Here is a 23,268-nt window from a genome sequence, read left to right as displayed (position 1 = left end):
AGTGGCGAAGCTGGAAATTCCTGAAGATTCAAACCGTTGCGCGCTACCGATGGATGGCCGATTGCCAGTCCGGGGCGACGGGCGTGGAATGGATGCACGACACAGGAGGACACCCATGACTGCATCTTCCCCGTGGCTGCCGGACGCCCTCTGGGCCGGCGCCTTCTTTGATGGCCACTGGCAGGCTGCCCCGCAACGGCACCCGGTGATTGAACCGGCCACCGGCCAGGAGTTGGGCGAGATCGGCCTGGCCGACCCGGCGCAGATCGCGCGTTCGGCGGCTGCCGCGGCACAGGCGCAGCAGGCGTGGGCGGCGGCGCCCTACGAACAGCGTGCCGACGTGCTGCGCAAAGCCGCGCGTCTGGCCGAAGAAAACATCGACACCCTGGTCGAGTGGCTGGTGCGCGAAAGCGGCTCGACCCGCCTGAAGGCCGGCTTCGAGGCCAAGGTGACGATCAAGGCGCTGCACGAGGCCGCCGCACTGCCGTCGCGCAGCACGGGTGAGATCCTGCCCTCCGAGCCGGGCAAGCTGAACCTGGCGCGGCGCCGCCCGCTGGGCGTGGTCGGGGTCATCTCGCCGTTCAACTTCCCGCTCTACCTTGCGATGCGCGCGGTGGCCCCGGCGATCGCGCTGGGCAACGCTGTGGTTCTCAAGCCGGACCCGCGTACGGCAGTGTGTGGTGGCGCGGTGATCGCACGCCTGTTCGAGCAGGCGGGCCTGCCGGCAGGCGTGCTGCACATGCTGCCCGGCGATGGCGCGGCCGGGGCCGCGCTGACCAGTGACCCGCACGTGGCGATGATCCAGTTCACCGGTTCCACCGCCGCCGGGCGCAAGGTCGGCGAAGCGGCGGGCAAGCACCTGAAAAAGGTTTCGCTGGAGTTGGGTGGCAAGAATTCGTTGATCATCCTGGACGATGCGGACCTGGACCTGGCGGTGGCCAACACCGCGTGGGGCGTCTACCTGCACCAGGGCCAGATCTGCATGGCGACCGGCCGCGTGCTGGTGCACCGGAAGATCCATGACACGTTCCTGCAGAAACTGGTGGCCAAGGCCAACGCGCTGAAGGTAGGCGACCCGGCACGTGAGGACGTGGCGATCGGCCCGCTGATCAATGCCGGCCAGCGCGACCATGCTGCACGCGTGGTCGAGCAGGCGGTGCAGGCCGGTGCCACGCTGGAAGCGGGCGGCACGCACCGGGAGCTGTTCTTCGCACCCACCGTGCTCGGCAACGTTGCGGCCGACAATCCGGCCTTCAGCGAGGAAATCTTCGCGCCGGTAGCGGTGGTGGTGCCGTTCGACGATGACGACGAAGCCGTGCGCCTGGCCAACGACAGCGAGTACGGGCTGTCGATGGCGATCGTGTCCAGCAACGTCGGCCGCGCGCTGAAGATCGGCGAGCGCCTGCGTACCGGTCTGCTGCACATCAACGACCAGACCGTGAATGACGAGGTGATCAACCCCTTCGGCGGCGTCGGCGCGTCCGGCAACGGCACCAGCATCGGTGGCCCGGCCAACGGCGAGGAGTTCACCCAGTGGCAGTGGTTGACCGTCAAGGGCGAAGCGCCCGCTTACCCGATCTGATCGAAGGAGCCATCACGATGAACGACAACAACGCAACGCGTGAGATCACCGCCGCCGTGGTACGCGGCAAGGAGCAGCCCTTCGTCATCGAGCAGGCGACGCTGCGCGGTCCCCAGGACGACGAGGTGCTGGTGAAGGTGGTGGCCACCGGCCTGTGCCATACCGACCTGATCGTGCGCGATCAGTACTATCCGGTGCCGCTGCCGGCGGTGCTGGGCCATGAGGGGGCGGGCATCGTCGAAGCGGTTGGCCCGAACGTGCGCGACCTCAAGGCGGGGGATCACGTGGTGCTGACCTACGGCGCCTGTGGTCACTGCAATCCCTGCCGGGGTGGACACGGTGCTTACTGCAGGGATTTCTTCGCCCTGAACTTCGGTGGCGATGATGGTCACGGCCATACCGCGATCACCGATGCGCAGGGCCAGCCGCTGCACGATCACTTCTTCGCCCAGTCCTCGTTTGCCACCTACGCGCTGGCCCGCGAGATCAATGCGATCAAGGTGCCTGATGACGCACCACTGGAACTGCTGGGCCCGCTGGGGTGCGGCATCCAGACCGGTGCCGGTGCGGTGCTCAACTCGCTGCAGGTGCGGTCGGGCAGCAGCTTTGCAAGCTATGGTGCCGGTGCGGTGGGCCTGAGCGCGGTGATGGCGGCCAAGGTGGCCGGGGCCACCACCATCATTGCCATCGACGTGGTGCCTTCGCGCCTGGAGCTTGCTCTGGAGCTGGGGGCCACCCACGTGGTCAACAGCCGGGAGACCGATGTGGTCGAGGCGGTGCGTGCGATCACGGGTGGGGGTGCTGACTTCGCGCTGGAATCGACCGGTCGTCCGGACGTGCTGTCCGCTGGCGTCGAGGCGCTGGGTGGGCTGGGCATGATGGGCGTGGTCGGTGCGCCGAAGCTGGGCACCACCGCCAGTTTCGATGTGAACAACCTGCTGCTCGGCGGTCGCAGCATCCGCGGCATCGTCGAGGGCGACAGTGTGCCGCAGGTGTTCATTCCGCAGCTGGTGACCCTGTTCCAGCAGGGACGCTTCCCGTTCGACAAACTGGTGAAGTTCTATCCGCTGGAACAGATCAACCAGGCCGCCGAAGACAGTACCCGTGGCATTACCCTGAAGCCGGTGCTGCGCATCGCGGCGTAGTTTCCCTTGTTGGTAGTGCCGGCCGCTGGCCTGCATGGGGCAGATCCGTTTTCCATAACGGCTCTGCCCCTTTGTTTGAACGCGTCTTGAAACGGAAACGCTCCGTTGCCGAGACGTAACATGGCGTTGCCGCTGGCGGGTGTACGCTGCGTCCATGATGGCCACGACAGTCGGGCAGCAACAACTGGTGGCGGCACGTGCCGCTTTCGCCGACGGCGATGCGCGCTCATTGGGCGTGTTGCCGCTGCCGCTGCAGCAGTCATGGCTGCGTTCGCGCGCGGCGGGCCTGCAGCCGGGGCAGGAGCCGGACTATCGGCCGCTGCTGGGCGATGGCCGCCATCTGTCCCATCCCGATGACCGGCGCCTGGCGCGTTGCGTGCAGCCGGAGCTGGAACAGCTCTGGGCGGCCTTCGGTGGGCGTGGCTGGACGATGTTCTGCGCCAACCGCGACGGCATGGTGATCGCGCAGCAGGCCCACGGGCTGGAAGATGCTCCCTTGCTGCGGCCGATCCAGGTCGGGCGACAGCTGGGCGAGACCGAGATCGGCACCACCGCGCCAGCGGTCAGCCTGGCCGACGATGTGCCGGCACTGGTGCGCGGCAACGAACACTACCTGCAGCGGTTCGCGCCGGTGTTCTGCCTGAGCGAGCCACTGCACGATCTCGACGGTCGGGTCTGCGGAGTGATCGATATCACCGGTCTTGGCGAGCGCGATCCCGCGCTGCTGCAGGGCTATTTCCGGCAGGCTGCGCTGGCCAGCGAAAATCGCTTGTTCCACAGCCTCACTGACGTACACCTGCTGGCCGTGCAACATGATCCGCGCTGGCTGGCGTCACCGCTGCAGGGACTGCTGGCGGTGCAGGAGGATGGCCAGCTGCGTGCAGCCAACCGCGTTGCACGGCGCCTGCTGGGCCTGCCACGGCGCGGGCCGTTGCCGCTGCTGGGTCTGGAAGCGCTGTTTTCCGGTGCCAGTGCGGCGCAACGGCGTCGGCTGCTGCAACCGGGCGCAGCGCATCGGGTCCGGCTGGGCGAGGGCAGTGCGGTCTACCTGCAGCGTCTGCAGGGGCCGCGGGGCGCGGCGCACCGGTCTACTGTGCGGAGCACCCCGGCAGATCCAGGCGCGCCGCTGCTGCGTGACCAGCAGCGTGAGGCCGCGCGTCGCGCGGCCCAGGCCGCTGACGGCAACCTCAGCCTGGCCGCACGCCAGTTGGGAATCTCGCGTACCACGCTGTACAAGCTGCTGCGCGATTGACCGCGTAGTCCACCGGGCAGGGCCCGGCGGGGGCATCAGTCGCGGAAGTTGTTGAACTGCAGCGGCAGTTCGAACTTGCCGGCCTTGAGCACGGCGATGGCGTCCTGCAGATCGTCGCGCTTCTTGCCCTGCACGCGCAGCTTGTCGCCGTTGATCTGGCTTTCCACCTTCAGCTTGGCGTCCTTCAGTGCCGCCGCGATCTTCTTGGCGATCTTCTGCTCGATGCCCTGCTTGACGGTGATCTTCTGCCGGGCCTGGGCCAGGTTGGTTTCGATGTCGCCGAACTCCAGGCTGAGCACGTCGATGCCGCGCGCGGCCAGGCGTGCGCGCAGGATGTCGTTCATCTGCTTGAGCTGGAACTCGGTCGGCGCAGTCTGGTTGATGACATCGCCATCGCGTTCGAACTTGGCGTCCACGCCCTTGAAGTCGAAGCGGGTGGCCAGTTCACGGTTGGCCTGGTCGATGGCGTTGGTCAGCTCGTGGGTGTCGACTTCGGACACGACGTCGAAGGAGGGCATGGGCGATGCTCCGCAGGATTCAGTGGCGGCCATTCTATCGCGCCGGCCCGCATGCCCGCTTTCTGTAGAGTCGAGCAAGCTCGACTCTACAATCCGGTCTGGTCGGCGATAATGGGCCATGAACGTGCAACGCTCTCCCTCGCGCGCGGTGGCCTGGATGGTCGCTGCGGTCGCCTGTTTCTCGCTGATGGATGCTGGCATGAAGCAGCTGTCGGCCAGCTATCCCACTCTGGAAGTGACCTTCCTGCGTGGGGCGGCTTCGTTGCCGTTCGTGCTGGTCTGGGTGCTGGTCAGCGCCGGCCCGCGCTCGCTGATCCCGCGCCGCTGGGGCCTGCACCTGCTGCGTGGTGGGCTGGGCATGGCGATGATCGGCTGCTTCGTGTTCGCCCTGCGTGACCTGCCGCTGTCCACCGCCTACACCATCTATTTCGTTGCCCCACTGCTGATCGCCGCGCTGTCGGTGCCGTTGCTGGGTGAGCGGGTTGGCCCGCGGCGCTGGGTGGCCATCGGCATCGGCCTGGTCGGCGTGCTGGTGGTGCTGCGGCCGGGCGTGGACGGCTTCATCTCGGTGCCGGGGTTGATGGTGCTGGCGGCGGCCACCGCCTATGCCATCGCCGCGATCACGGTCAGCCTGCTCACCCGCACCGATACCTCGCAGTCGATGGTGGTCTGGTTCCTGGTGATCATGGCCATCGGTGCCGGTCTGTTGGCCCTTCCCGGCTGGGTGCCACTGCAGCTGGCGCATGCGCCGCTGATCGCCGGCATGGGACTGGCTGGGGCGCTGGGCCAGATTGCCCTGACCAAGGCGTTCCAGCTGGGCGAGGCCTCGATGATCGCGCCGTTGGAGTACAGCGGCCTGGTCTGGGTGATCGGCTGGGACCTGGCCTTCTGGGGCCAGCTGCCGGACAGCTATACCTGGGTGGGCGCGGCGATCATCGTCGCCTCGGGGCTGTACCTGCTGCACCGTGAGCGGGTGAACCGGCAGGAACCGCCGAAGCCGCTGGATCATCCCTGAGCCGGGGTAGTGCCGGCCGCTGGCCGGCAACTCCTTGCCCCGGAGGGATCGCTGCAGGTGCCGGCCAGCGGCCGACACTACCGGGTGCGGGCGACTTAGAACCAAAAGGAATAACATTCTGGCCCATGGCGCGGGCGCGCGACCGCCTGCGCTGGTAGGCTGCACGCCCCCTTCCGTCACCCAGCCGGTGAGCCACGCCCGTGATCGAGTTCCAGCGCCTGCACAAATCCTATGCCGTTGCCGGCCGCGCAGTCAGCGCGCTGCAGCCGCTGGACCTGACCATCGAGGCCGGTGAGGTATTCGGCATCATCGGCCATTCCGGCGCCGGCAAGTCGACCCTGATCCGCATGATCAACCGCCTGGAAGAGCCCAGCGGTGGCCGTTTGCTGATCGGTGGCGAGGATGTCACCGCACTGGACGCGGATGGCCTGCGCGCGCTGCGCAGGCGCATCGGCATGATCTTCCAGCACTTCAACCTGCTGTCGTCGCGCACGGTGGCCGGCAACGTTGCCTTCCCGCTGGAGCTGGCGGGCACGCCGAAGGCGGAGATCGATGCACGCGTGGCCGAGCTGCTGCAGACCGTGGGCCTGGAGGCGCACGCGCAGAAGTACCCGGCACAGCTGTCCGGTGGGCAGAAGCAGCGCGTCGGCATCGCCCGTGCGCTGGCGACCCGCCCGCAGATCCTGCTGTGCGACGAGGCCACCAGTGCGCTGGACCCGCAGACCACCGCCTCGGTGTTGTCGCTGCTGTCGAAGATCAACCGCGAGCTGGGCCTGACCATCGTGCTGATCACCCACGAGATGGATGTGATCCGCCGTGTCTGCGACCGTGTCGCCGTGCTCGACGCCGGCCAGATGGTCGAGACCGGGCCGGTCACCCGGGTGTTCCTGCATCCGCAGCACCCGACCACGCGCCGTTTCGTCAGCGAATCGGAGCACGTGGATGAAGGCGCGCTGCATCGTGATTTCGATGCCGTCGGTGGCCGCATCGTGCGGCTGACCTTCCTCGGCGGAGACACCTACGAACCCCTGCTCGGCAGTGTCGCGCGGGAGACCGGGGTCGACTACAACATCCTGTCCGGCCGTATCGACCGGATCAAGGACACCCCGTATGGCCAGCTGGTGGTCGCCCTGGTGGGCGGTGACCAGTCCGCCGCGCAGGCCGCGTTCGTGGCCGCCGGCGTGCACGTTGAGGAGCTGCGTCGATGATCATCGCCACTGCCGGCGGATTCTTCCGCCACCTGGATGCGGGCAAGTGGGCCGACATCGGCCAGGCCACCATCGACACTCTGCTGATGCTGCTCGGTTCGCTGCCGCTGACCCTGGCCATCGGCCTGCCGCTGGGCGTGCTGCTGTACCTGTTCGGCGCGCCGCAGATGAAGCGCCGTCCGTTCGCCTACGGCGTGCTGGCGCTGGTGGTGAACCTGTTGCGCTCGGTGCCTTTCATCATCCTGATGATCGTGCTGATCCCGGTCACCCTGTTCCTGATGGGGACGTCGCTGGGGGTACGCGGTGCGATCGTGCCGCTGGTGATCGGTGCCGCGCCGTTCTACGCGCGCCTGGTCGAAACCGCACTGCGCGAAGTGGACCGTGGCGTGATCGAAGCGACCCAGTCGATGGGTGCCACCACCTGGCAGCTGGTCACCCGCGTGCTGCTGCCCGAGGCGCGCCCCGGCCTGATCGCCGGTGCGACGGTCACCACCGTGGCGCTGATCGGCTTCACCGCGATGGGCGGTGCGATTGGTTCCGGCGGCCTTGGTGATCTGGCGTTCCGCGATGGCTACCAGCGTTCGCACACCGACGTGGCCCTGGTTACCGTGGTCCTGCTGTTGGTTCTGGTGCAGCTGCTGCAGATGCTCGGCGACCGCCTGGTCGCGCATTACAGCCGCAAATGACGAGGCGCCGGGGCGCTGCCCCGGCGTCGCCCGGTGCATCGCGGCAGCCGGCCAGCGGCCGGCTCTACCCCATTGCCTGGAAACGGTAGTGCCGGCCGCTGGCCGGCAATCCCACCTGCAATCAACGCACGTTCGGTACTTCGTAGCCCAGCTTGCCGACCTGCTCCGGGTGCTGCGGCACGCGCTTGAGCTTGTCGGTGTTCACGCCGTACTCGTCACGCAGGCGCTCGGCCAGCTCCTTGTACAGGGCTTTGTCCATGTCCGGCGTACGCGAGAAGATCCAGGCCATCTCGCGGCCCGGGTAACCGATCAGTGCCCACGAGTAATCCGGTGCCACTTCCAGCACCCGCGAATGGGTAGGCACGACGCGGTAGAACCAGGTGCGCCAGCCGTGGTTGCCACTGTCCGGGTCGACGCTGGCGCGGGCACGCACTTCCTGCAGCGGTTCGCCGAAGCCATCACGGTAGCGGTAGGTGATGCCGACCTTGTGCGCATCGCGCAACTCGTACTCGTTGACGCTGGCGACATGGCCACGTTCGATGAAGTTCGGTACGCGGCCGATCACGTACCAGGTACCCATGAAGCGCTTCAGGTCGATCGGTGCGTCCAGGGCAGCCGCACCAGAGGCGCTGGTACGGGGCGACGGCGGCTCACTGGCGGCCACGGCGGGGCCGGCCAGGGAAAGGGCCAGCAGCGCGGCGCAGAGCGGGCGGATCGAAGTCATGCGGGAGCGGGCTCCAGTGGGCTTGCACGCGCATGGTCGACTGTGTGCACGCGATCCGTCAATGGTGTCGCAACCTGTGAGAAGGGGGTTGCCCATGCTGTGTTGCATTGTCCACCGGAGAAGCCCCATGAACGCACGTTCCGTCCGCCGCTCTGCAACTGAACGCGTCATTCTCGAGCGTGCCGACCCGCGCCTGCTGCGCAGCGTGCAGCAGCTGGCCCTGGCCGGTATGGCGCTGGTACTGGTCTGGCCGGCCGCGCGCGGCAGCAGTGCCTGGCTGGGCTGGCTACCCATGTGGCTGGTGGGCATGCCGCTGGTGGCCTGGTGGGCGTTGCTGCGCTTTCCGTTGCCGCGCCTGTCGTGGCTGCGGCTGGCGCGTCGTACCGGTGGACAGGCACGTCGCCGTAGCGGCGGGGCGGCGCGAGGCCGTCGCGGCTCCACCGCCGCGGCCTGACCTTCGACACGGGGGCGGCCGCGGCGATCCATGCTAGCGTTCCACGGCTTATGACTGCCTGGAGCTGCAATGTCTCGACTCGCTTCCGCCTGCCTGCTGGCCGGCATGATGACCGCTGCCTCGGTGGGGACCGCCGTGGCCGCTGAAGACACCGATCGCTACGCCTGGCTCGAAGACGTCACCGGCGACAAGCCGCTGACCTGGGTCAAGGAACAGAACGCCAAGTCCGAGGCGCGCCTGGCGCAGACCCCGGCCTTCAAGCAGATGGAGACCAGCATCCGCGAGGTGCTCGACTCCGATGCCAAGATCCCCGGCGTGCAGAAGATCGGCGACTACTACTACAACTTCTGGAAGGACCAGCAGCACGAGCGCGGCCTGTGGCGGCGCACCACCCTCGCCGAGTACCGCAAGGCCTCGCCGCAGTGGGAAACCGTGCTCGACCTGGATGCGCTGAACAAGGCCGAGGGTGAGAACTGGGTCTGGCACGGCGCCGATTGCCTGCGCCCGGATTACAGCCGCTGCCTGATCGCGCTGTCGCGCGGTGGCGCCGACGCCGACGTCACCCGTGAGTTCGACCTGGCCAACAAGACCTGGATCAAGGACGGCTTCTTCCGTCCCGAGTCCAAGGGCGGCCTTAACTGGGTCGACCGCGACACCGTGTTCGTCTACACCGACTTCGGTGCGGGCTCGATGACCACCTCCGGCTACCCGCGCGTGGCCAAGCTGTGGAAGCGCGGCACGCCGATGACCTCGGCCACCGTGGTGTACGAAGGCAAGCCGGAAGACATGTACATCGCGGCGATGCACGATGACACCCCGGGCTTCGAGCGCAACCTGGTCAGCCGCACGCTGGCGTTCTACAACAACGAGCTCTACCTGCGTGGCGACGACGGCACGCTGACCAAGATCGACGCGCCGAACTCGGCCGAGAAGGGCCTGCACAAGCAGTGGCTGACCCTGGAACTGCGCGATCCGTGGACCGTGGGCGGCAAGACCTACGCGTCCGGTTCGCTGCTGGCGACGAAGCTGGACGACTTCCTGGCCGGTAAGCGCGACTTCGAGGTGCTGTTCACCCCGACCGCGACCACCTCGCTGGCCGGCGCCACCTGGACCAAGAGCCACCTGGTGCTGAACGTGCTGGATGACGTCAAGAACCGCCTGTCGGTGCTGACCCCGGGCGCCGATGGCTGGCAGACCAGCCGCTTCGTCGGCGCGCCGGCCTTTGGCACGCTGGCCGTGGGCGCAGTGGACAGCAACGACAGCGATGCGGTGTGGCTGACCGCCACCGACTACCTGACCCCGACCACGCTGGCTCTGGCCGAGATCGGCCAGGCGCCGGAAACGTTGAAGACCATGCCGGCCTTCTTCGATGCCAAGGGCAAGGTGATCGAGCAGCACTTCGCCACCAGCAAGGACGGCACCCGCGTGCCGTACTTCGTGGTGCACGACAAGGCGATGAAGCTGGACGGCTCCAACCCGACCCTGCTGTACGGCTATGGTGGCTTCGAGATCTCGCTGACCCCGAATTACTCCGGTGGCATGGGCCGCGCCTGGCTGGAGAAGGGCGGTGTGTACGTGGTCGCCAACATCCGTGGTGGTGGCGAGTACGGCCCGCGCTGGCACCAGGCAGCGCTGAAGCAGAACCGTCACAAGGCCTATGAAGACATGGCTGCGGTGGCGCGCGATCTGGTCAAGCGCAAGATCACCAGCGCCAAGCACCTGGGCGTGCAGGGTGGCAGCAACGGTGGCCTGCTGACCGGCAACATGCTGACCCAGTACCCGGAACTGTTCGGTGCAGTGGTGGTGCAGGTGCCGCTGCTGGACATGAAGCGCTACAGCCACCTGTTGGCCGGTGCCTCGTGGATGGCCGAATACGGCAACCCGGACACCAGCGACTGGGAGTTCATCAAGACCTTCTCGCCGTACCATCTGTTCAACGAGAAGAAGAACTACCCGCCGGTGCTGTTCACTACCTCCACCCGCGATGACCGCGTGCACCCGGGCCATGCCCGCAAGATGGCGGCGAAGATGATCGACGCCGGCAAGGACGTGACCTACTACGAGAACATCGAAGGTGGCCACGGCGGCGCAGCCAACAACGCGCAGGCCGCACACATGTCCGCACTGGCCTACAGCTTCCTGTGGGAGCGGTTGGGCGGCAAGTAAGCAGAACGGAAAACGCCGCCCCAGGGCGGCGTTTTTCGTTGGGTTCACGTATCCACGCATGGCGTGGATCTACCTACGTATCGTGCGCTGGGTCAGTAGATCCACGCCATGCGTGGATGCCGTTCGCGCAGATCGATCAGGCGCCCCAGCTCTTCAACCCGCGTGCAATCCGCGCCACCGCCTCCTGCAGCCGCGGCACTTCCTGGGTATAGGCCAGGCGCACATGCTGATTGGCGCGATGGAAACCGAAATCCAGGCCCGGGGTGAACGCCACGTGTTCGGTTTCCAGGAAGTGCGCGCAGAACGCCTGCGCGTCATCGGTGAACGCGCTGACGTCGGCGTACAGGTAGAACGCACCCTGCGGTTCCACTTCGATGCGGAAACCCAGCTCGCGCAGCGCCGGCAGCAGATAGTCGCGACGCTGGCGGAACGCCTCGCGGCGCTGTTCGAAGATCGCCATCGATTCCTCGCTGAAGCAGGCGAGTGCGGCATGCTGGGCGATGCTCGACGCGCTGATGTACAGGTTCTGTGCCAGCTTCTCCAGGTCCGGCACCGCCGCCGGCGGCGCCACCAGCCAACCCAGCCGCCAGCCGGTCATGCCGAAATACTTGGAGAAGCTGTTCAGCACGAACGCGCTGTCGTCCACCTGCAGCACGCTGGGTGCATCCAGGCCGTAGGTCAGGCCGTGGTAGATCTCGTCCACCACCAGATGGCCGCCACGCGCGTGCAGGACCTGCGACAGTGCCGCCAGTTCGTCGGAGGACAGCACGGTGCCGGTCGGATTGGCGGGGGAGGCCACCAGTGCGCCGACGCTGTCGGCATTCCAGTGCTGTTCCACCAGCGACGGCGTGAGCTGGTAGGCGGTGTCCGGGCCGACCGGCACCAGTTGCGCACCGCCTTCCACCAGGCGCAGGAAATGACGGTTGCAGGGATATCCGGGGTCGGCCAGCAGCCAGTGGCGGCCCGGATCGACCAGCAGGCTGCTGGCCAGCAGCAGCGCACCGGAGCCGCCGGGAGTGACCAGGATGCGTTCGGGATCGATATCCAGCCCGTAGTGGCTGCGATAGAAGCCACTGATCGCCTGGCGCAGGGCCGGCAGGCCACGTGCGGCGGTGTAGCGGGTATGGCCGGCGGCCAATGCGGCCTGGCCGGCACGCACGACCGGTTCGGCCGTGGTGAAGTCCGGTTCGCCGATTTCCAGGTGGATCACATCGTGGCCCGCCTGTTCCAGCGCCTGCGCGCGGGCCAGCAGGGACATCACGTGGAACGGAGCGATTTCATGGCTGCGCCGGCTGTAGCCCGGCGTGTGGGGCAGGGTACTCATGTGCCCATGGTACGCCGCGCGTCCTGGTCGTGCCGGCCGCTGGCCGGCAACCCCCCGCCTCTGTTTATCCCGAGGTTGCCGGCCAGCGGCCAGCACGACCCATGACGATCCGCAGGGTTGCCCGCAACCCTCCTGCAACCCAGACTCGAGCACAAGGACGCCATTGCATTGCGGCTCAAGGAGCCTTATCTCATGAAATCCACCCTCTGCCTGTTGCTTGCGAGCCTGATGACCACCACTGCCACCGCCGCCACGCCGCCCGTTCCGCCGGATGCCGCCAAGCATCCGCATGTGGTCAAGGCGCCGTTCGGCGCGACCCGCAACGACGACTATTACTGGCTGCGCGACGACAAGCGCGAGAACAAGGACATGCTGGCCTACCTGCAGGCCGAGAATGCCTACGCCGACCAGTTGCTGGCGCCGCTGAAGCCGCTGGAAGACACCCTGTACAAGGACATCGTCGGCCGCATCAAGCAGGACGATTCCAGTGTGCCGGCGCGCGAGCGCGGCTACTGGTACTACAGCCGCTTCGAGACCGGCCAGGACTACCCGATCCACGCACGCCGCAAGGGCGGCATGGATGCCGCCGAGGAAATCCTGCTGGACGTCAACACGATGGCCGCCGGCAAGGGCTACTTCAGCGTCGGCTCGATGGAAGTCAGCCAGGACAACCAGCTGCTGGCCTGGGCCGATGACGATGTCGGTCGCCGCCAGTACACCATCCGCTTCAAGGACCTGGCTACCGGCAAGGTGCTGCCCGATGTGATCACCGGCAGCTCCGGCGACCTGGTCTGGGCCGACGACAACCGCACCGTGCTGTATGTCGAGAACGATCCGGAAACGCTGCTGACCGTACGCGTGAAGAAGCACGTGCTGGGCACCCCGGCCAGTGCCGACACCGTCGTCTACGAAGAGAAGGACGACAGCTTCTACATGGGCATCGGCCGCACCCGCGACGATCGCTTCATCACCATCGGCGTGCACAGCACTGTGTCCTCGGAAGAGCGCTATGCGCCGGCCAGCGACCCGACCACGTTCACCGTACTGGCGCCGCGCCAGCGCGATGTGGAGTACGACGCTGACCACTACGACGGCCGCTGGGTGATCCGCACCAACGACGGTGCGAAGAACTTCAAGCTGGTCACCGCACCGACCGATGCGACCTCGCGCGCACAGTGGAAGGACTGGATCGCGCATGACGATGCGGTGTTCATCGAAGGCTTCGAGCTGTTCGATGCGTACACCGCCATCGCCGAACGTTCCGAGGGCCTGGAACGCATCCGCCTGCTGTTCAAGGATGGCCGCAGCGACTACGTGAAGGCCGATGAGCCGGCGTACTCGATGGGCTTGGGCGACAACACCGAGGCCGATACGCCGTGGCTGCGCTACGTCTACACCTCGATGACCACCCCCACCACCGTGTTCGAGCTGAACACCGCCACCGGCGAGCGTCGCCAGCTGAAGGTGCAGCCGGTGATCGGCTATGACGCGTCGAAGTACGAAACCGATCGTGTCTGGATCACCGCACGCGATGGCGTGAAGGTGCCGGTGTCGCTGGTCTACCGCAAGGGCTACCAGAAGGACGGCAAGGGCGCGCTGTTCCAGTACGCCTATGGCAGCTACGGCATGTCGATGGATCCGTACTTCAACCAGACCGCGGTGAGCCTGCTCGATCGTGGCGTGGTGTATGCCATCGCCCATATCCGTGGCGGCCAGGAGATGGGCCGCGACTGGTACGAGAACGGCAAACTGCTGCACAAGCAGAACACCTTCAACGACTTCATCGACGTCACCCGCGGCCTGGTCGCACAGGGCTGGGCGGCGAAGGATCGCGTCGCCGCGTCCGGCGGCAGCGCCGGTGGCCTGCTGATGGGCGCCGTGGCCAACCAGGCGCCGCAGGACTACCGGGTGATGGTGGCGCAGGTACCGTTTGTCGACGTGGTCACCACCATGCTCGACCCGACCATTCCGCTGACCACCAACGAATACGACGAGTGGGGCAACCCCGAGCAGAAGCAGTATTACGACTACATGCTGTCCTACTCGCCCTACGACAACGTGAAGCAGCAGGCGTACCCGGCGCTGTTCGTGGGCACCGGTCTGTGGGATTCGCAGGTGCAGTACTGGGAGCCGGCCAAGTGGGTGGCCAAGCTGCGTGACGACAACACCGGCCATTACCCGATCCTGTTCCGCACCAACATGGAAGCCGGCCACGGCGGCAAGTCGGGGCGCTTCCAGCGCTACCGTGAACTGTCCGAGTCGTACGCGTTCGTGCTGCAGCAGCTGGGCATCGCCCAGCCGTAATGGTGCAGGGGTGCCGGGCGTTGCCTGGCATCCCGAACCGGTATCCTTGCGGCCATGAGCCAGCCCGACCCCTCCGCATCCCGCGATGCTGCCACGCCACCGCGCGTGGTGCGTTTCCGCTGGGCGTGGTGGCTGCTGGCCTACGTCAGCCTGGGCACCGGTATCGTCGGCATCTTCGTGCCGGGCCTTCCCACCACCGTATTCATCCTGATCTCGGCCTGGGCTGCCTCGCGTGGTTCCGAGCGCCTGCACAACTGGCTGCTGCAGCACCCGCGCTTCGGCCCGGCCATTGCCAACTGGCAGGCACACGGGGCGGTCAGCCGCTACGGCAAGTGGATGGCCACGATCACCATGGCAGTGTGCGCCGGCATCATGCTGTGGTGCGTGCCGATCGCCTGGGTGAAGTGGTTCTCGATCGGCAGCATGACCGTGGTGGCGATCTGGCTGTGGACCCGGCCGCTGCCGCCACCGGAGCGGTAGTGCCGGCCGCTGGCCGGCACCCCGGTTCCCTGCACCAACCGCTCAGCCGCCAATGGCTATACTCGGGGCATGAAGATCCCCCATCGAAACGCCATCCTGATTCCGCTGGCAGCGGCTTCGCTGCTGTTCCTCGCCGCCTGCGGCAACAAGGGCCCGCTGGTACTGCCGCAGAAGCCGGTGCCGGTGGAAGAAACCGTCGAACCTGTTGCCGAGCCCGCTACCGAAGCGACCCCGGCGCAGACCGAAGGCAGCGGCACCCCGGCCACGACCGTGGAGCCGGCTGCACCGACCACGCAACCGGCGCCTGCGCCTGCGAAGAAGGTGGGCGGCGGGAATGAGTAAGGCCGGTTCCAAGGCGCTGCGCTTCAGCAAGATGCATGGCGCGGGCAATGATTTCGTAGTGATCGACCTGCGTGACGGCAGCGCGCCGCCCACGCCTGAACTGGCCGCGCGCCTGGCCGACCGCCACACCGGCGTCGGCTGCGATCAGATACTGACCATCGAGGCGCCACGTGCGGAAGGCTCGGTGGCCTCGTACCGCATCTGGAATGCCGACGGTTCCAATTCCGAGCAGTGCGGCAATGGCGCGCGCTGCATCGCGGCCTGGCTGGTGCGCGAGGGCAGCGCGCAGGGCGATGCATTCGTCATCGACAGCCCGCTGGCCAGCCACGAAGTGAAGGTACTGGGCGAGGGGCAGTTTGCGGTGACGATGGGCGTGCCTGCGTTTGAGCCGGTCAACGTGCCGCTGGTGGGCTTCGCCCACGCACGCGAGGAGTACCTGCTGCCGCTGCAGGGCGAGAGCGTACGCTTCGCCGCGGTGTCGATGGGCAATCCGCATGCGGTGATCGAAGTGGGCCTGATCGATGCAGCACCCGTCGAGCGCGTCGGTTCGCTGCTGCAGCAGCATGCCTCGTTCCCGCGCTCGGTGAATGTGGGTTTTGCCCAGGTGATGAGCCCGGCGCATGCACGCCTGCGCGTGTTCGAGCGCGGCGTCGGTGAAACCCTGGCCTGTGGCAGTGGTGCCTGTGCCGCGGCGGTGACCCTGATGCAGCGTGGCCGCCTGCAGCGCGACGCGCGCATCAGCCTGCCCGGGGGTGACCTGCGCATCCAGTGGCCGGGCGATGGCCAGCCGGTGGTGATGGCCGGCCCGACTGCATTCGTCTTCGAAGGGGAGTGGATCGCATGACCGAAACCGTCGACAAGCTCGGGGCCCATGAAGTCGCTGCCTGGTTGCGGCGACATCCCGGCTTCCTCAAGCAGTTCCCGGACCTGGCCCTGACCCTGGTGGTGCCACGCGACGACGGCCCGACCGCGTCGCTGGCCAGCTACCAGCTGGAAGTGCTGCGCGAGAAGAACCGCGAGCTGGCACGACGGTTGGCCGATCTGGGTGCCACCGCCCAGGTCAATGAACGCCTGGCAGTGCGCACGCATCAGCTGACCCTGGCGCTGATGAAGCAGGACAACGCCGCCGACACCCTGCGTGCGATGGCAGCCTCGCTGCAGGAAGATTTCGCCGGCGACCTGGTGCGATTGGTGGTGCACGCGCCGGTGGCCGGGCTGGAGCAGGCCGACTGGCTGCAGGTGATTGCTGCCGATGATGCGCAGCTGGGCCCGTTCCGCGATTGTCTGAACGACGGCGAGCCGATCTGCGGCCGCCTGCAGCCGGAAAAGAACGCCGTGCTGTATGGCGTGCGCAGCGAAGAAGTGCAGACCACCGCGCTGTTGCCGTTGCCGGGCGTGGGCCTGATTGCTGTGGGCAGCCACGACCCGAACCGCTTCTACCCGGGCATGGGCACGCTGTTCCTGCGCATGATGGGCGATGCGTTGGCCACCGGCCTGAAGCGCTTCCCGGGCTGAGCAGGATACGACGATGAGCGCGGTACAGGCCTTCCTGCAGCATTTGCAGGTAGAGCGGCGGATGTCGGCGCATACGCTCGATGCCTACCGCCGTGACCTGGACGCGTTGTCGGTCTGGGCCGAGCCGCGCGGTGTTGCGGTGGACGCACTCGATGCCGAGGCGCTGCGCCAGTTCGTTGCCGATGAGCACCGCAGAGGCCTGTCACCCAAAAGCCTGCAGCGCCGCTTGTCGGCCTGCCGCAGCTTCTACGCCTGGCTGCTCAAGCACGGGCGCATCGAGGTCAGTCCGGCGGCGACGCTGAAGGCGCCGCGTGCGCCGCGCCGGTTGCCGCAGGTGCTTGACGCCGACGAAGCCGTGCAGCTGGTCGAGCTGGAACCGGAAGGTGAGCTCGGCCGCCGTGACCGCGCGCTGCTGGAACTGTTCTATTCCTCTGGCCTGCGCCTGAGCGAAGTCTGCGCGCTGACCTGGCGCGACCTGGATTTCGACAGCGGCCTGGTCAACGTGATGGGCAAGGGCAATCGCCAGCGCCGCGTGCCGTTCGGCCGGCCGGCACGCGAAGCGCTGCAGGCGTGGCGTGCGGAAAGTGGCGGCGGCCCGGCCTCGCCGGTGTTTCCCGGTCGCAACGGGCCGATCAGCCAGCGTGCGGTGCAGATCCGCATCCGCCAGCTGGCGCAGCGCCAGGGCCTGTTCAAGCACGTGCATCCGCACATGCTGCGGCACAGTTTTGCCAGCCATATCCTGGAATCGTCCGGCGACCTGCGCGGTGTGCAGGAACTGCTTGGCCATGCCGACATCGCAACCACCCAGATCTACACCCACCTTGATTTCCAGCACCTGGCCAAGGTCTACGACGCCGCGCATCCACGTGCGAAGCGTCGCAGCAAGGACGACAAGGCTGAATAGACCGCCCTTGATCTGGATCAGGGCAGGGCGGGCGCTATCGGCGCATCGTGGCCGCAGGCCACGAGGACACCGCCACCATGGCGAAGCCCATACCGTTGCATCCCAAACACCCCGAGCGCATCTGTTGGGGCTGCGACCGCTACTGCGCGGCTGACGCCCTGGCCTGCGGCAATGGCTCCGGCCGCACCCAGCATCCGATCGAGACGCAGGGTGAAGACTGGTACCTCGCCTGGGGCATCGAGCCGAATCCGGATCGGCCGTCGCAGGCAAAACGCTGAACGGCAGGTGTTCCACGTTCGGGCGGTGGGATCCGCGCGCATTGCGATGCGCTCGTCAGAAAGGCGCCCTCCTGTCGATGGGGCGCGGCCAAGCGCTGAACGGCAGCCATCCGCACAGGCTTGATCGCACCCGGCGCTGTCCCCATGTCCCGGGAACAGCTATCGGAGGCCGCATGGACCCCAGTCAGAATCCCAACGTTTTCCACGCCACCACCATCGTCTGCGTCCGTCGCGGCGAGCACGTGGCCATTGCCGGCGACGGCCAGGTCACGCTGGGCCACACCGTGATGAAGGGCAATGCGCGCAAGGTGCGCCGCCTTGGCCGTGACGGCCAGGTGCTGGCCGGCTTCGCCGGTGCCGCCGCCGATGCCTTCACCCTGTTCGAGCTGTTCGAGGCCAAGCTGGAAAAGCACGGCCAGCTGCAGCGCGCTGCGGTCGAACTGGCCAAGGATTGGCGCACCGAGCGCCGCCTCGGCAAGCTCGAGGCCCTGCTGGCAGTGGCCGACAAGGAAACCTCGCTGATCATCAGCGGCACCGGTGATGTGATCGAGCCGGAGGACGGCATCATCGCCATCGGTTCCGGTGGTTCCTATGCACTGTCGGCCGCGCGCGCACTGATGGCGCACACCGAACTGGATGCGCGCACCATTGCCAGCGAAGCGATCGGCATTGCCGGCGACATCTGCATCTACACCAACCGCAACGTGGTGGTCGAGGAGCTGTGAGGGGCGTGCCGGCCGCTGGCCGGCAACCTCATGATCCCCCGCACGCGTGCCTGGTTGCCGGCCAGTGGCCGGCACTACCGACAATGAATCCGTGAGCACATCCATGTCGAAGATCGAAGTTTCCTCCGCCACCATGACCCCGCGCGAGATCGTGCAGGAACTGGACCGGCATATCGTGGGCCAGCACGACGCCAAGCGCGCCGTGGCCATTGCCCTGCGCAACCGCTGGCGCCGCATGCAGCTGGTGCCCGAGCTGCGCAATGAAGTGATGCCGAAGAACATCCTGATGATCGGCCCGACCGGCGTCGGCAAGACCGAGATCGCGCGTCGACTGGCCACCCTGGCCAACGCGCCGTTCGTCAAGGTTGAAGCCACCCGCTTCACCGAAGTCGGCTACGTCGGCAAGGACGTCGAGCAGATCATCCGCGACCTGGCCGATACCGCGGTCAAGCTGTACCGCGAACAGGCCAAGGTGCGCGTGCGTACCCAGGCCGAAGAACGCGCCGAAGACCGCATCCTCGATGCGCTGCTGCCGCGCCGCAGCGGTGGCATCGGTTTCGATCCGGAAGTCGCCCGCAACGAGCCGTCGGCGCAGGACAACGAGACCCGCATCAAGTTCCGCAAGATGCTGCGCAACGGTGAGCTGGACGAACGCGAGATCGAGCTCGACCTGGCTGCCAACGTCAGCATGGACATCATGACCCCGCCGGGCATGGAGGAAATGGGCCAGCAGCTGAAGTCGATGTTCGCCAACCTCGGCGGCGGCGCCAAGGCGCACAAGCGCACGCTGACCATCAAGGCCGCGCGTCCGCTGCTGATCGAGGAAGAGGCCGGCAAGCTGGTCAACGAGGACGACATCCGCACTGCCGCGATCGAGGCCTGCGAGCAGCACGGCATCGTCTTCATCGACGAGATCGACAAGGTCGCCAAGCGTGGTGACAACGTCGGTGGTGGCGACGTCTCGCGCGAAGGCGTGCAGCGCGACCTGCTGCCGCTGGTGGAAGGCTCCAACGTGTCCACCAAGTACGGCACGATCAAGACCGACCACATCCTGTTCATTGCTTCGGGTGCGTTCCACCTGGCCAAGCCCAGCGATCTGATTCCGGAGCTGCAGGGCCGCTTCCCGATCCGCGTGGAGCTGGGTGCGCTGAGCAAGGGTGATTTCGTGCGTATCCTGACCGAGCCGAAGGCCGCGCTGACCAAGCAGTACGAAGCGCTGCTGGCCACCGAAGGCGTCAAGGTCAGCTTCACTGCCGATGCTATTGATCGTCTGGCCGAGATCGCCTTCCAGGTGAACGAGCGCCAGGAGAACATCGGTGCCCGTCGCCTGCACACCGTACTGGAGCGCCTGTTGGATTCGCTCAGCTACGAGGCACCGGACCGCGACGGTGAAACCCTCGCCATCGACAGCGCCTACGTCGATGCACACTTGGGCGAGCTGGTGCAGGACCCGGACCTGAGCCGCTACATCCTGTAATGCCCGACGCTGCAAAGCATGAGGCCGCCGAAAGGCGGCCTTCTGCGTTGGCGGTCAGCGCGAGTGCCGCGTGCGGTAGGCCTGCAGCACCTGGTCGATCACCGCGCTGGTGCGAGCGGCGCTGATGCCGTTGGATGGCGAGTGGCCGTTGCCGCGCAGCTCATCCACCAGAGTGGCGATCAACGGCTGCTGGATCGACGGCGGGTTCGGGATATCGAACGCCTGCACGCCGGCCTCGGTCTCCAGAACCACTGGAACATCCTCGAAGGTGGCAAAGCGCAGCTGTCCGCGATCGCCGGTGATTTCGATTTCATCCTGGCGGCGGAACGCGCAGAAGCTCCATTGCGCGATGCCGTGCGCCCCCGTGCCGGTGCGGAAGCACATCGAGACGCTGTCCTCGGCGACGTAGGCGCCGGTCAACGAGCTGGCCAGGCCACGCACATCGCTCAGCGGCCCCAGCAAATGGTCCAGCAGGTCCAGGGTATGCGAGCCCAGATCGACGAACAGCCCGCCGCCGGCGATCGCCGGATTGGTTCGCCAGAAGTCCGGCGATGCAGCGTTCGCCGAATGCGGCCGGTGCAAGGTGGCGCGCACGCTGCGCGGCGTGCCGATCGCGCCGCTGTCCAGCAGCTGCTTCACCTGCGCGAAGCGGGGCAGGGCGCGACGGTAGTAGGCCACGAACACCGGCACGCCGCTGCGAGCGCTGGCTTCAATGATGCGCTGGCACTCGCCGTGGTCCATGGCCATCGGCTTTTCGATGTAGACCGGCTTGCCCGCGGCAATCGCCTGCAATGCGTAGTGCATGTGCGTGGAGGGCGGCGTCGCAACATAGATCGCGTTCACTTCCGGGTCGGCGATGAGTGCATCGGCGTCCGCGTACCAGCGGGGAATCGCATGGCGCCGCGCATAATCCTCGGCCAACGCCGCATTGCGGCGCATGACCGCCGCCACCCGTGAGCCCGGCGTGTTGGCCAGAGCCGGCCCGCTCTTCTTCTCGGTGACGCTGCCGCAGCCGATGAAGCCCCACACCACGTTGTCCAGGATCATGGGTCCGTCCTCAGATGAGTGTCGCGGTGGCGGCAGCAGCTCTACTCACGCTTCGGGCAGCGGCTCGGGCACCGTCCCGGGCACGAACACCCCTTCTTTCACGTAGGCGGCCAGGGTCATGTCCAGCGCAAGCATGCCGTCGCGCTTGAGGTCCATCAGTTCCGGTTCGACCATCGCGCCATGCAGTACGCCCAGCACAGTGGCGTGCAGCATGCGCGCGGCGATCTTCGGGTCCGCGCCTTCGCGCAGCTGGCCCAGGTCCTGGGCCCGGCGCAGGGCGCGCTCCATCCGGTCCAGCGCATCGCGGAAACCGGCCTGCTGCATTTCGGTCAGCACCTTGGTATCGGCCGAGGCGTCGCTGCGCAGCATGATCTCCATGGTCTTGCGCAGGCGTTCGTCCTCGGACAGCTCGATGAACGAGTGGATCATCACTGCGCGCAGGTCGTGCACCGGTGTGTCGCGCTGGTCGGTGGAGGTGCGCTCCAGTTCCTGCATGAAGGGCAGGTGCACCCGTTCGACGATCGCGGCCAGCACCTCGCTCTTGTTCTTGAAGTGCCAGTACACCGCGCCACGGGTATAGCCGGCGCGGGCACCGATCATCTCCAGCGTGGTACGTGCCACGCCGTGTTCATGGAAGCAGGCTTCGGCGGCGTCAAGGATGCCTTCCCGGGTTGCCTGGGTGTCCTCTTTGGTCTTGCGGGCCATGGGTGTGGGTACGAGTGCGGGTGAAACGTGGCTGAATTGTACCGGTTTACAAACAAACAAGCATGTATGTATATTTCGCACCCATCATTCCCGTCGTGTGCGTGGCAGGCCCGTCCGGCTCCCACTCCACCCGGGTGGGCGCTGTTCGCACGGTCTTCACCTTCGCTGGTGGAGGGTCCGCCGTATCAGCGCTGGCTGAGACCCTTTCCTTCAAGAGCCTTTCCGTCATGTTGCTGAGCCGAATCCGACCCTTTGCACTGTCGCTGGCAATCGCCGCGACCGTGGCTGCCTGCGGCGGCCAACCCCAGGCCCCCGAACAGGGCCCGGGTGACGTCACCGTGGTCACGCTGAAGTCCGAGACCGTGGGCCTCACCCGCGAGCTGCCGGGCCGTACCAACGCCTTCCTGGTCGCCGAAGTGCGTCCGCAGGTCAACGGCATCGTCGCCAAGCGCCTGTTCACCGAGGGCGGCATGGTCAAGGCCGGCGAGCCGCTGTACCAGATCGAGGACGCCAGCTACCGCGCACAGGCCAACAGTGCCCGTGCCCAGCTGGCGCGTGCCGAGGCCACCGCCAACGCCGCGCGCCTGAGCGCCAAGCGCATCACCGAGCTGGCCAAGGTTGATGCGGTCAGCCAGCAGGACCTGGAAAACGCGGTGGCCGCGCAGAAGCAGGCCGAGGCCGACGTCGGCGCCGCCAAGGCCTCGCTGGATGCGGCCAACGTCACTCTGGGCTACGCCCGCATCACCGCGCCGATCAGCGGCCGCATCGGCAAGTCCAGCGTCACCCAGGGTGCGCTGGTCAGCGCCGGCCAGGCCAATGCGCTGGCCACCGTGCAGCAGCTGGACCCGATCTATGTCGACCTGACCCAGTCCTCGGCCGAGCTGCTGCAGCTGCGCCGCGAGCTGGCCGCGGGCCGCCTGCAGGACAACCAGACGCTGCCGGTCAGCATCCTGATGGAAGACGGCAGCACCTTCGAGCACAAGGGCACGCTGGAGTTCTCCGAAGTCAGCGTCGACCCGGCCACCGGCAGCTTCGGCCTGCGCGTGAAGGTGGACAATCCGGACGGCCTGCTGATGCCGGGCACGTACGTGCGCGCGGTGATCGGTGGCGGCGTGCGCAGCGATGCGGTGCTGGTACCGATGCAGGGCATCGCCCGCGATCCGAAGGGCGACACCACCGCCATGGTGGTCGGCAAGGACAACAAGGTCGAAGTGCGCCCGGTCAAGGTCAGCCGCACGGTCGGCGACAAGTGGCTGGTCGAGGACGGTCTGAAGGCCGGCGACAAGGTCATTGTCGAAGGCCTGCAGAAGATCGGCCCCGGCATGCCGGTCAAGGCCACCGAGAAGGGCGCTGCTCCGGCCAAGCCGGCAGCGGCCGCCCAGCCTGCCTCCCCGGCCGGCGACGCGAAGTAAGCGGA

General features: G+C 67.0%; 23 protein-coding genes. 18 read left to right on the top strand and 5 right to left on the bottom strand.

Annotated features, from left to right (window positions below; genetic code table 11):
- Positions 1-115: 115 nt before the first annotated feature.
- The 3 genes from MG068_RS18095 to MG068_RS18085 all read left to right on the top strand — a co-directional run bounded on the left by MG068_RS18095 (position 116) and on the right by MG068_RS18085 (position 3,979).
- Positions 116-1,582 carry a benzaldehyde dehydrogenase gene (locus MG068_RS18095; protein WP_071228883.1) on the top strand — a complete coding sequence of 489 codons (1,467 nt, stop codon included), beginning with the start codon at positions 116-118 and terminating at the stop codon, positions 1,580-1,582.
- Between the two features lie 17 nt (positions 1,583-1,599).
- Complete coding sequence (locus MG068_RS18090; RefSeq protein ID WP_049399218.1) at positions 1,600-2,727, top strand: NAD(P)-dependent alcohol dehydrogenase; 1,128 nt, start codon at positions 1,600-1,602, stop codon at positions 2,725-2,727.
- A gap of 157 nt (positions 2,728-2,884) precedes the next feature.
- Positions 2,885-3,979, top strand: coding sequence for a helix-turn-helix domain-containing protein (locus MG068_RS18085; protein WP_240792089.1), 1,095 nt, complete (start codon positions 2,885-2,887; stop codon positions 3,977-3,979).
- 35 nt (positions 3,980-4,014) lie between these two features.
- On the opposite strand, the gene MG068_RS18080 is transcribed toward MG068_RS18085, so the two are convergent.
- Positions 4,015-4,497: a YajQ family cyclic di-GMP-binding protein gene (locus MG068_RS18080; protein ID WP_006471121.1), complete on the bottom strand. Its 483-nt coding sequence runs from the start codon at positions 4,495-4,497 to the stop codon at positions 4,015-4,017.
- Between the two features lie 118 nt (positions 4,498-4,615).
- Between MG068_RS18080 and MG068_RS18075 the strand changes: the two genes are divergently transcribed.
- The 3 genes from MG068_RS18075 to MG068_RS18065 all read left to right on the top strand — a co-directional run bounded on the left by MG068_RS18075 (position 4,616) and on the right by MG068_RS18065 (position 7,406).
- Positions 4,616-5,512 (top strand): DMT family transporter, encoded by an 897-nt coding sequence (locus MG068_RS18075; RefSeq protein WP_107433295.1) that lies wholly within the window; start codon positions 4,616-4,618, stop codon positions 5,510-5,512.
- Between the two features lie 200 nt (positions 5,513-5,712).
- Entirely contained in the window at positions 5,713-6,720 is a 1,008-nt protein-coding gene (locus MG068_RS18070) for a methionine ABC transporter ATP-binding protein (protein WP_032129022.1), read from the top strand.
- Positions 6,717-7,406: a methionine ABC transporter permease gene (locus MG068_RS18065; protein WP_032129021.1), complete on the top strand. Its 690-nt coding sequence runs from the start codon at positions 6,717-6,719 to the stop codon at positions 7,404-7,406. The genes MG068_RS18070 and MG068_RS18065 overlap by 4 nt, the downstream gene beginning before the upstream one ends.
- A gap of 121 nt (positions 7,407-7,527) precedes the next feature.
- On the opposite strand, the gene MG068_RS18060 is transcribed toward MG068_RS18065, so the two are convergent.
- Positions 7,528-8,130 (bottom strand): lipocalin family protein, encoded by a 603-nt coding sequence (locus tag MG068_RS18060; RefSeq protein WP_010481371.1) that lies wholly within the window; start codon positions 8,128-8,130, stop codon positions 7,528-7,530.
- 127 nt (positions 8,131-8,257) lie between these two features.
- On the opposite strand from MG068_RS18060, the gene MG068_RS18055 reads away from it, so the two are divergent.
- Both MG068_RS18055 and MG068_RS18050 read left to right on the top strand, forming a co-directional pair.
- Positions 8,258-8,584 carry a hypothetical protein gene (locus MG068_RS18055; RefSeq protein ID WP_049399225.1) on the top strand — a complete coding sequence of 109 codons (327 nt, stop codon included), beginning with the start codon at positions 8,258-8,260 and terminating at the stop codon, positions 8,582-8,584.
- Positions 8,585-8,653: 69 nt separating this feature from the next.
- Complete coding sequence (locus MG068_RS18050) at positions 8,654-10,750, top strand: prolyl oligopeptidase family serine peptidase (RefSeq protein ID WP_049463220.1); 2,097 nt, start codon at positions 8,654-8,656, stop codon at positions 10,748-10,750.
- A gap of 136 nt (positions 10,751-10,886) precedes the next feature.
- Here MG068_RS18050 and MG068_RS18045 read toward each other — a convergent pair whose 3' ends face one another.
- On the bottom strand, positions 10,887-12,074 hold the full coding sequence (locus tag MG068_RS18045) for a pyridoxal phosphate-dependent aminotransferase (protein WP_132810808.1): 1,188 nt from the start codon (positions 12,072-12,074) through the stop codon (positions 10,887-10,889).
- A gap of 192 nt (positions 12,075-12,266) precedes the next feature.
- Here MG068_RS18045 and MG068_RS18040 point away from each other — a divergent pair, with 192 nt between their 5' ends.
- The 9 genes from MG068_RS18040 to hslU all read left to right on the top strand — a co-directional run bounded on the left by MG068_RS18040 (position 12,267) and on the right by hslU (position 20,099).
- Positions 12,267-14,378: a S9 family peptidase gene (locus tag MG068_RS18040; RefSeq protein WP_132810807.1), complete on the top strand. Its 2,112-nt coding sequence runs from the start codon at positions 12,267-12,269 to the stop codon at positions 14,376-14,378.
- Positions 14,379-14,432: 54 nt separating this feature from the next.
- Positions 14,433-14,858 (top strand): YbaN family protein, encoded by a 426-nt coding sequence (locus tag MG068_RS18035; protein WP_049463222.1) that lies wholly within the window; start codon positions 14,433-14,435, stop codon positions 14,856-14,858.
- Positions 14,859-14,927: 69 nt separating this feature from the next.
- The gene (gene lptM, locus MG068_RS18030; protein ID WP_005411097.1) at positions 14,928-15,200 is read left to right on the top strand and encodes an LPS translocon maturation chaperone LptM; all 273 of its coding nucleotides are present in this window, start codon (positions 14,928-14,930) and stop codon (positions 15,198-15,200) included.
- On the top strand, positions 15,193-16,044 hold the full coding sequence (gene dapF, locus MG068_RS18025) for a diaminopimelate epimerase (protein ID WP_071229053.1): 852 nt from the start codon (positions 15,193-15,195) through the stop codon (positions 16,042-16,044). The genes lptM and dapF overlap by 8 nt, the downstream gene beginning before the upstream one ends.
- Positions 16,041-16,715: a DUF484 family protein gene (locus MG068_RS18020; RefSeq protein WP_049463225.1), complete on the top strand. Its 675-nt coding sequence runs from the start codon at positions 16,041-16,043 to the stop codon at positions 16,713-16,715. The genes dapF and MG068_RS18020 overlap by 4 nt, the downstream gene beginning before the upstream one ends.
- 13 nt (positions 16,716-16,728) lie before the next feature.
- On the top strand, positions 16,729-17,619 hold the full coding sequence (gene xerC, locus MG068_RS18015) for a tyrosine recombinase XerC (protein WP_049463226.1): 891 nt from the start codon (positions 16,729-16,731) through the stop codon (positions 17,617-17,619).
- 77 nt (positions 17,620-17,696) lie between these two features.
- On the top strand, positions 17,697-17,897 hold the full coding sequence (locus MG068_RS18010) for a DUF3079 domain-containing protein (protein ID WP_032129030.1): 201 nt from the start codon (positions 17,697-17,699) through the stop codon (positions 17,895-17,897).
- A gap of 173 nt (positions 17,898-18,070) precedes the next feature.
- The gene (gene hslV, locus MG068_RS18005) at positions 18,071-18,622 is read left to right on the top strand and encodes an ATP-dependent protease subunit HslV (RefSeq protein WP_005411093.1); all 552 of its coding nucleotides are present in this window, start codon (positions 18,071-18,073) and stop codon (positions 18,620-18,622) included.
- A 103-nt stretch (positions 18,623-18,725) separates the two neighbouring features.
- Positions 18,726-20,099, top strand: a complete 1,374-nt coding sequence (gene hslU / locus MG068_RS18000) for an ATP-dependent protease ATPase subunit HslU (RefSeq protein ID WP_014038532.1) — start codon at positions 18,726-18,728, stop codon at positions 20,097-20,099.
- 54 nt (positions 20,100-20,153) lie between these two features.
- On the opposite strand, the gene MG068_RS17995 is transcribed toward hslU, so the two are convergent.
- Together MG068_RS17995 and smeT are read right to left on the bottom strand one after the other, a co-directional pair.
- A complete protein-coding gene (locus tag MG068_RS17995) occupies positions 20,154-21,146 on the bottom strand; it encodes a Gfo/Idh/MocA family protein (RefSeq protein ID WP_132810806.1) in 993 nt (330 codons plus the stop codon).
- A 45-nt stretch (positions 21,147-21,191) separates the two neighbouring features.
- Complete coding sequence (smeT, locus tag MG068_RS17990) at positions 21,192-21,851, bottom strand: efflux transporter SmeDEF transcriptional repressor SmeT (RefSeq protein WP_032129009.1); 660 nt, start codon at positions 21,849-21,851, stop codon at positions 21,192-21,194.
- A 227-nt stretch (positions 21,852-22,078) separates the two neighbouring features.
- Here smeT and smeD point away from each other — a divergent pair, with 227 nt between their 5' ends.
- A complete protein-coding gene (gene smeD / locus MG068_RS17985) occupies positions 22,079-23,263 on the top strand; it encodes a multidrug efflux RND transporter periplasmic adaptor subunit SmeD (protein WP_132810805.1) in 1,185 nt (394 codons plus the stop codon).
- The last annotated feature ends 5 nt before the right edge of the window (positions 23,264-23,268 follow it).

This window comes from Stenotrophomonas sp. ASS1, from assembly GCF_004346925.1.
Lineage (GTDB): Bacteria > Pseudomonadota > Gammaproteobacteria > Xanthomonadales > Xanthomonadaceae > Stenotrophomonas > Stenotrophomonas maltophilia_A.
The sequence above is the reverse complement of the archived record's forward strand: the minus strand, read 5'-3'. Positions and strand labels throughout refer to the sequence as shown.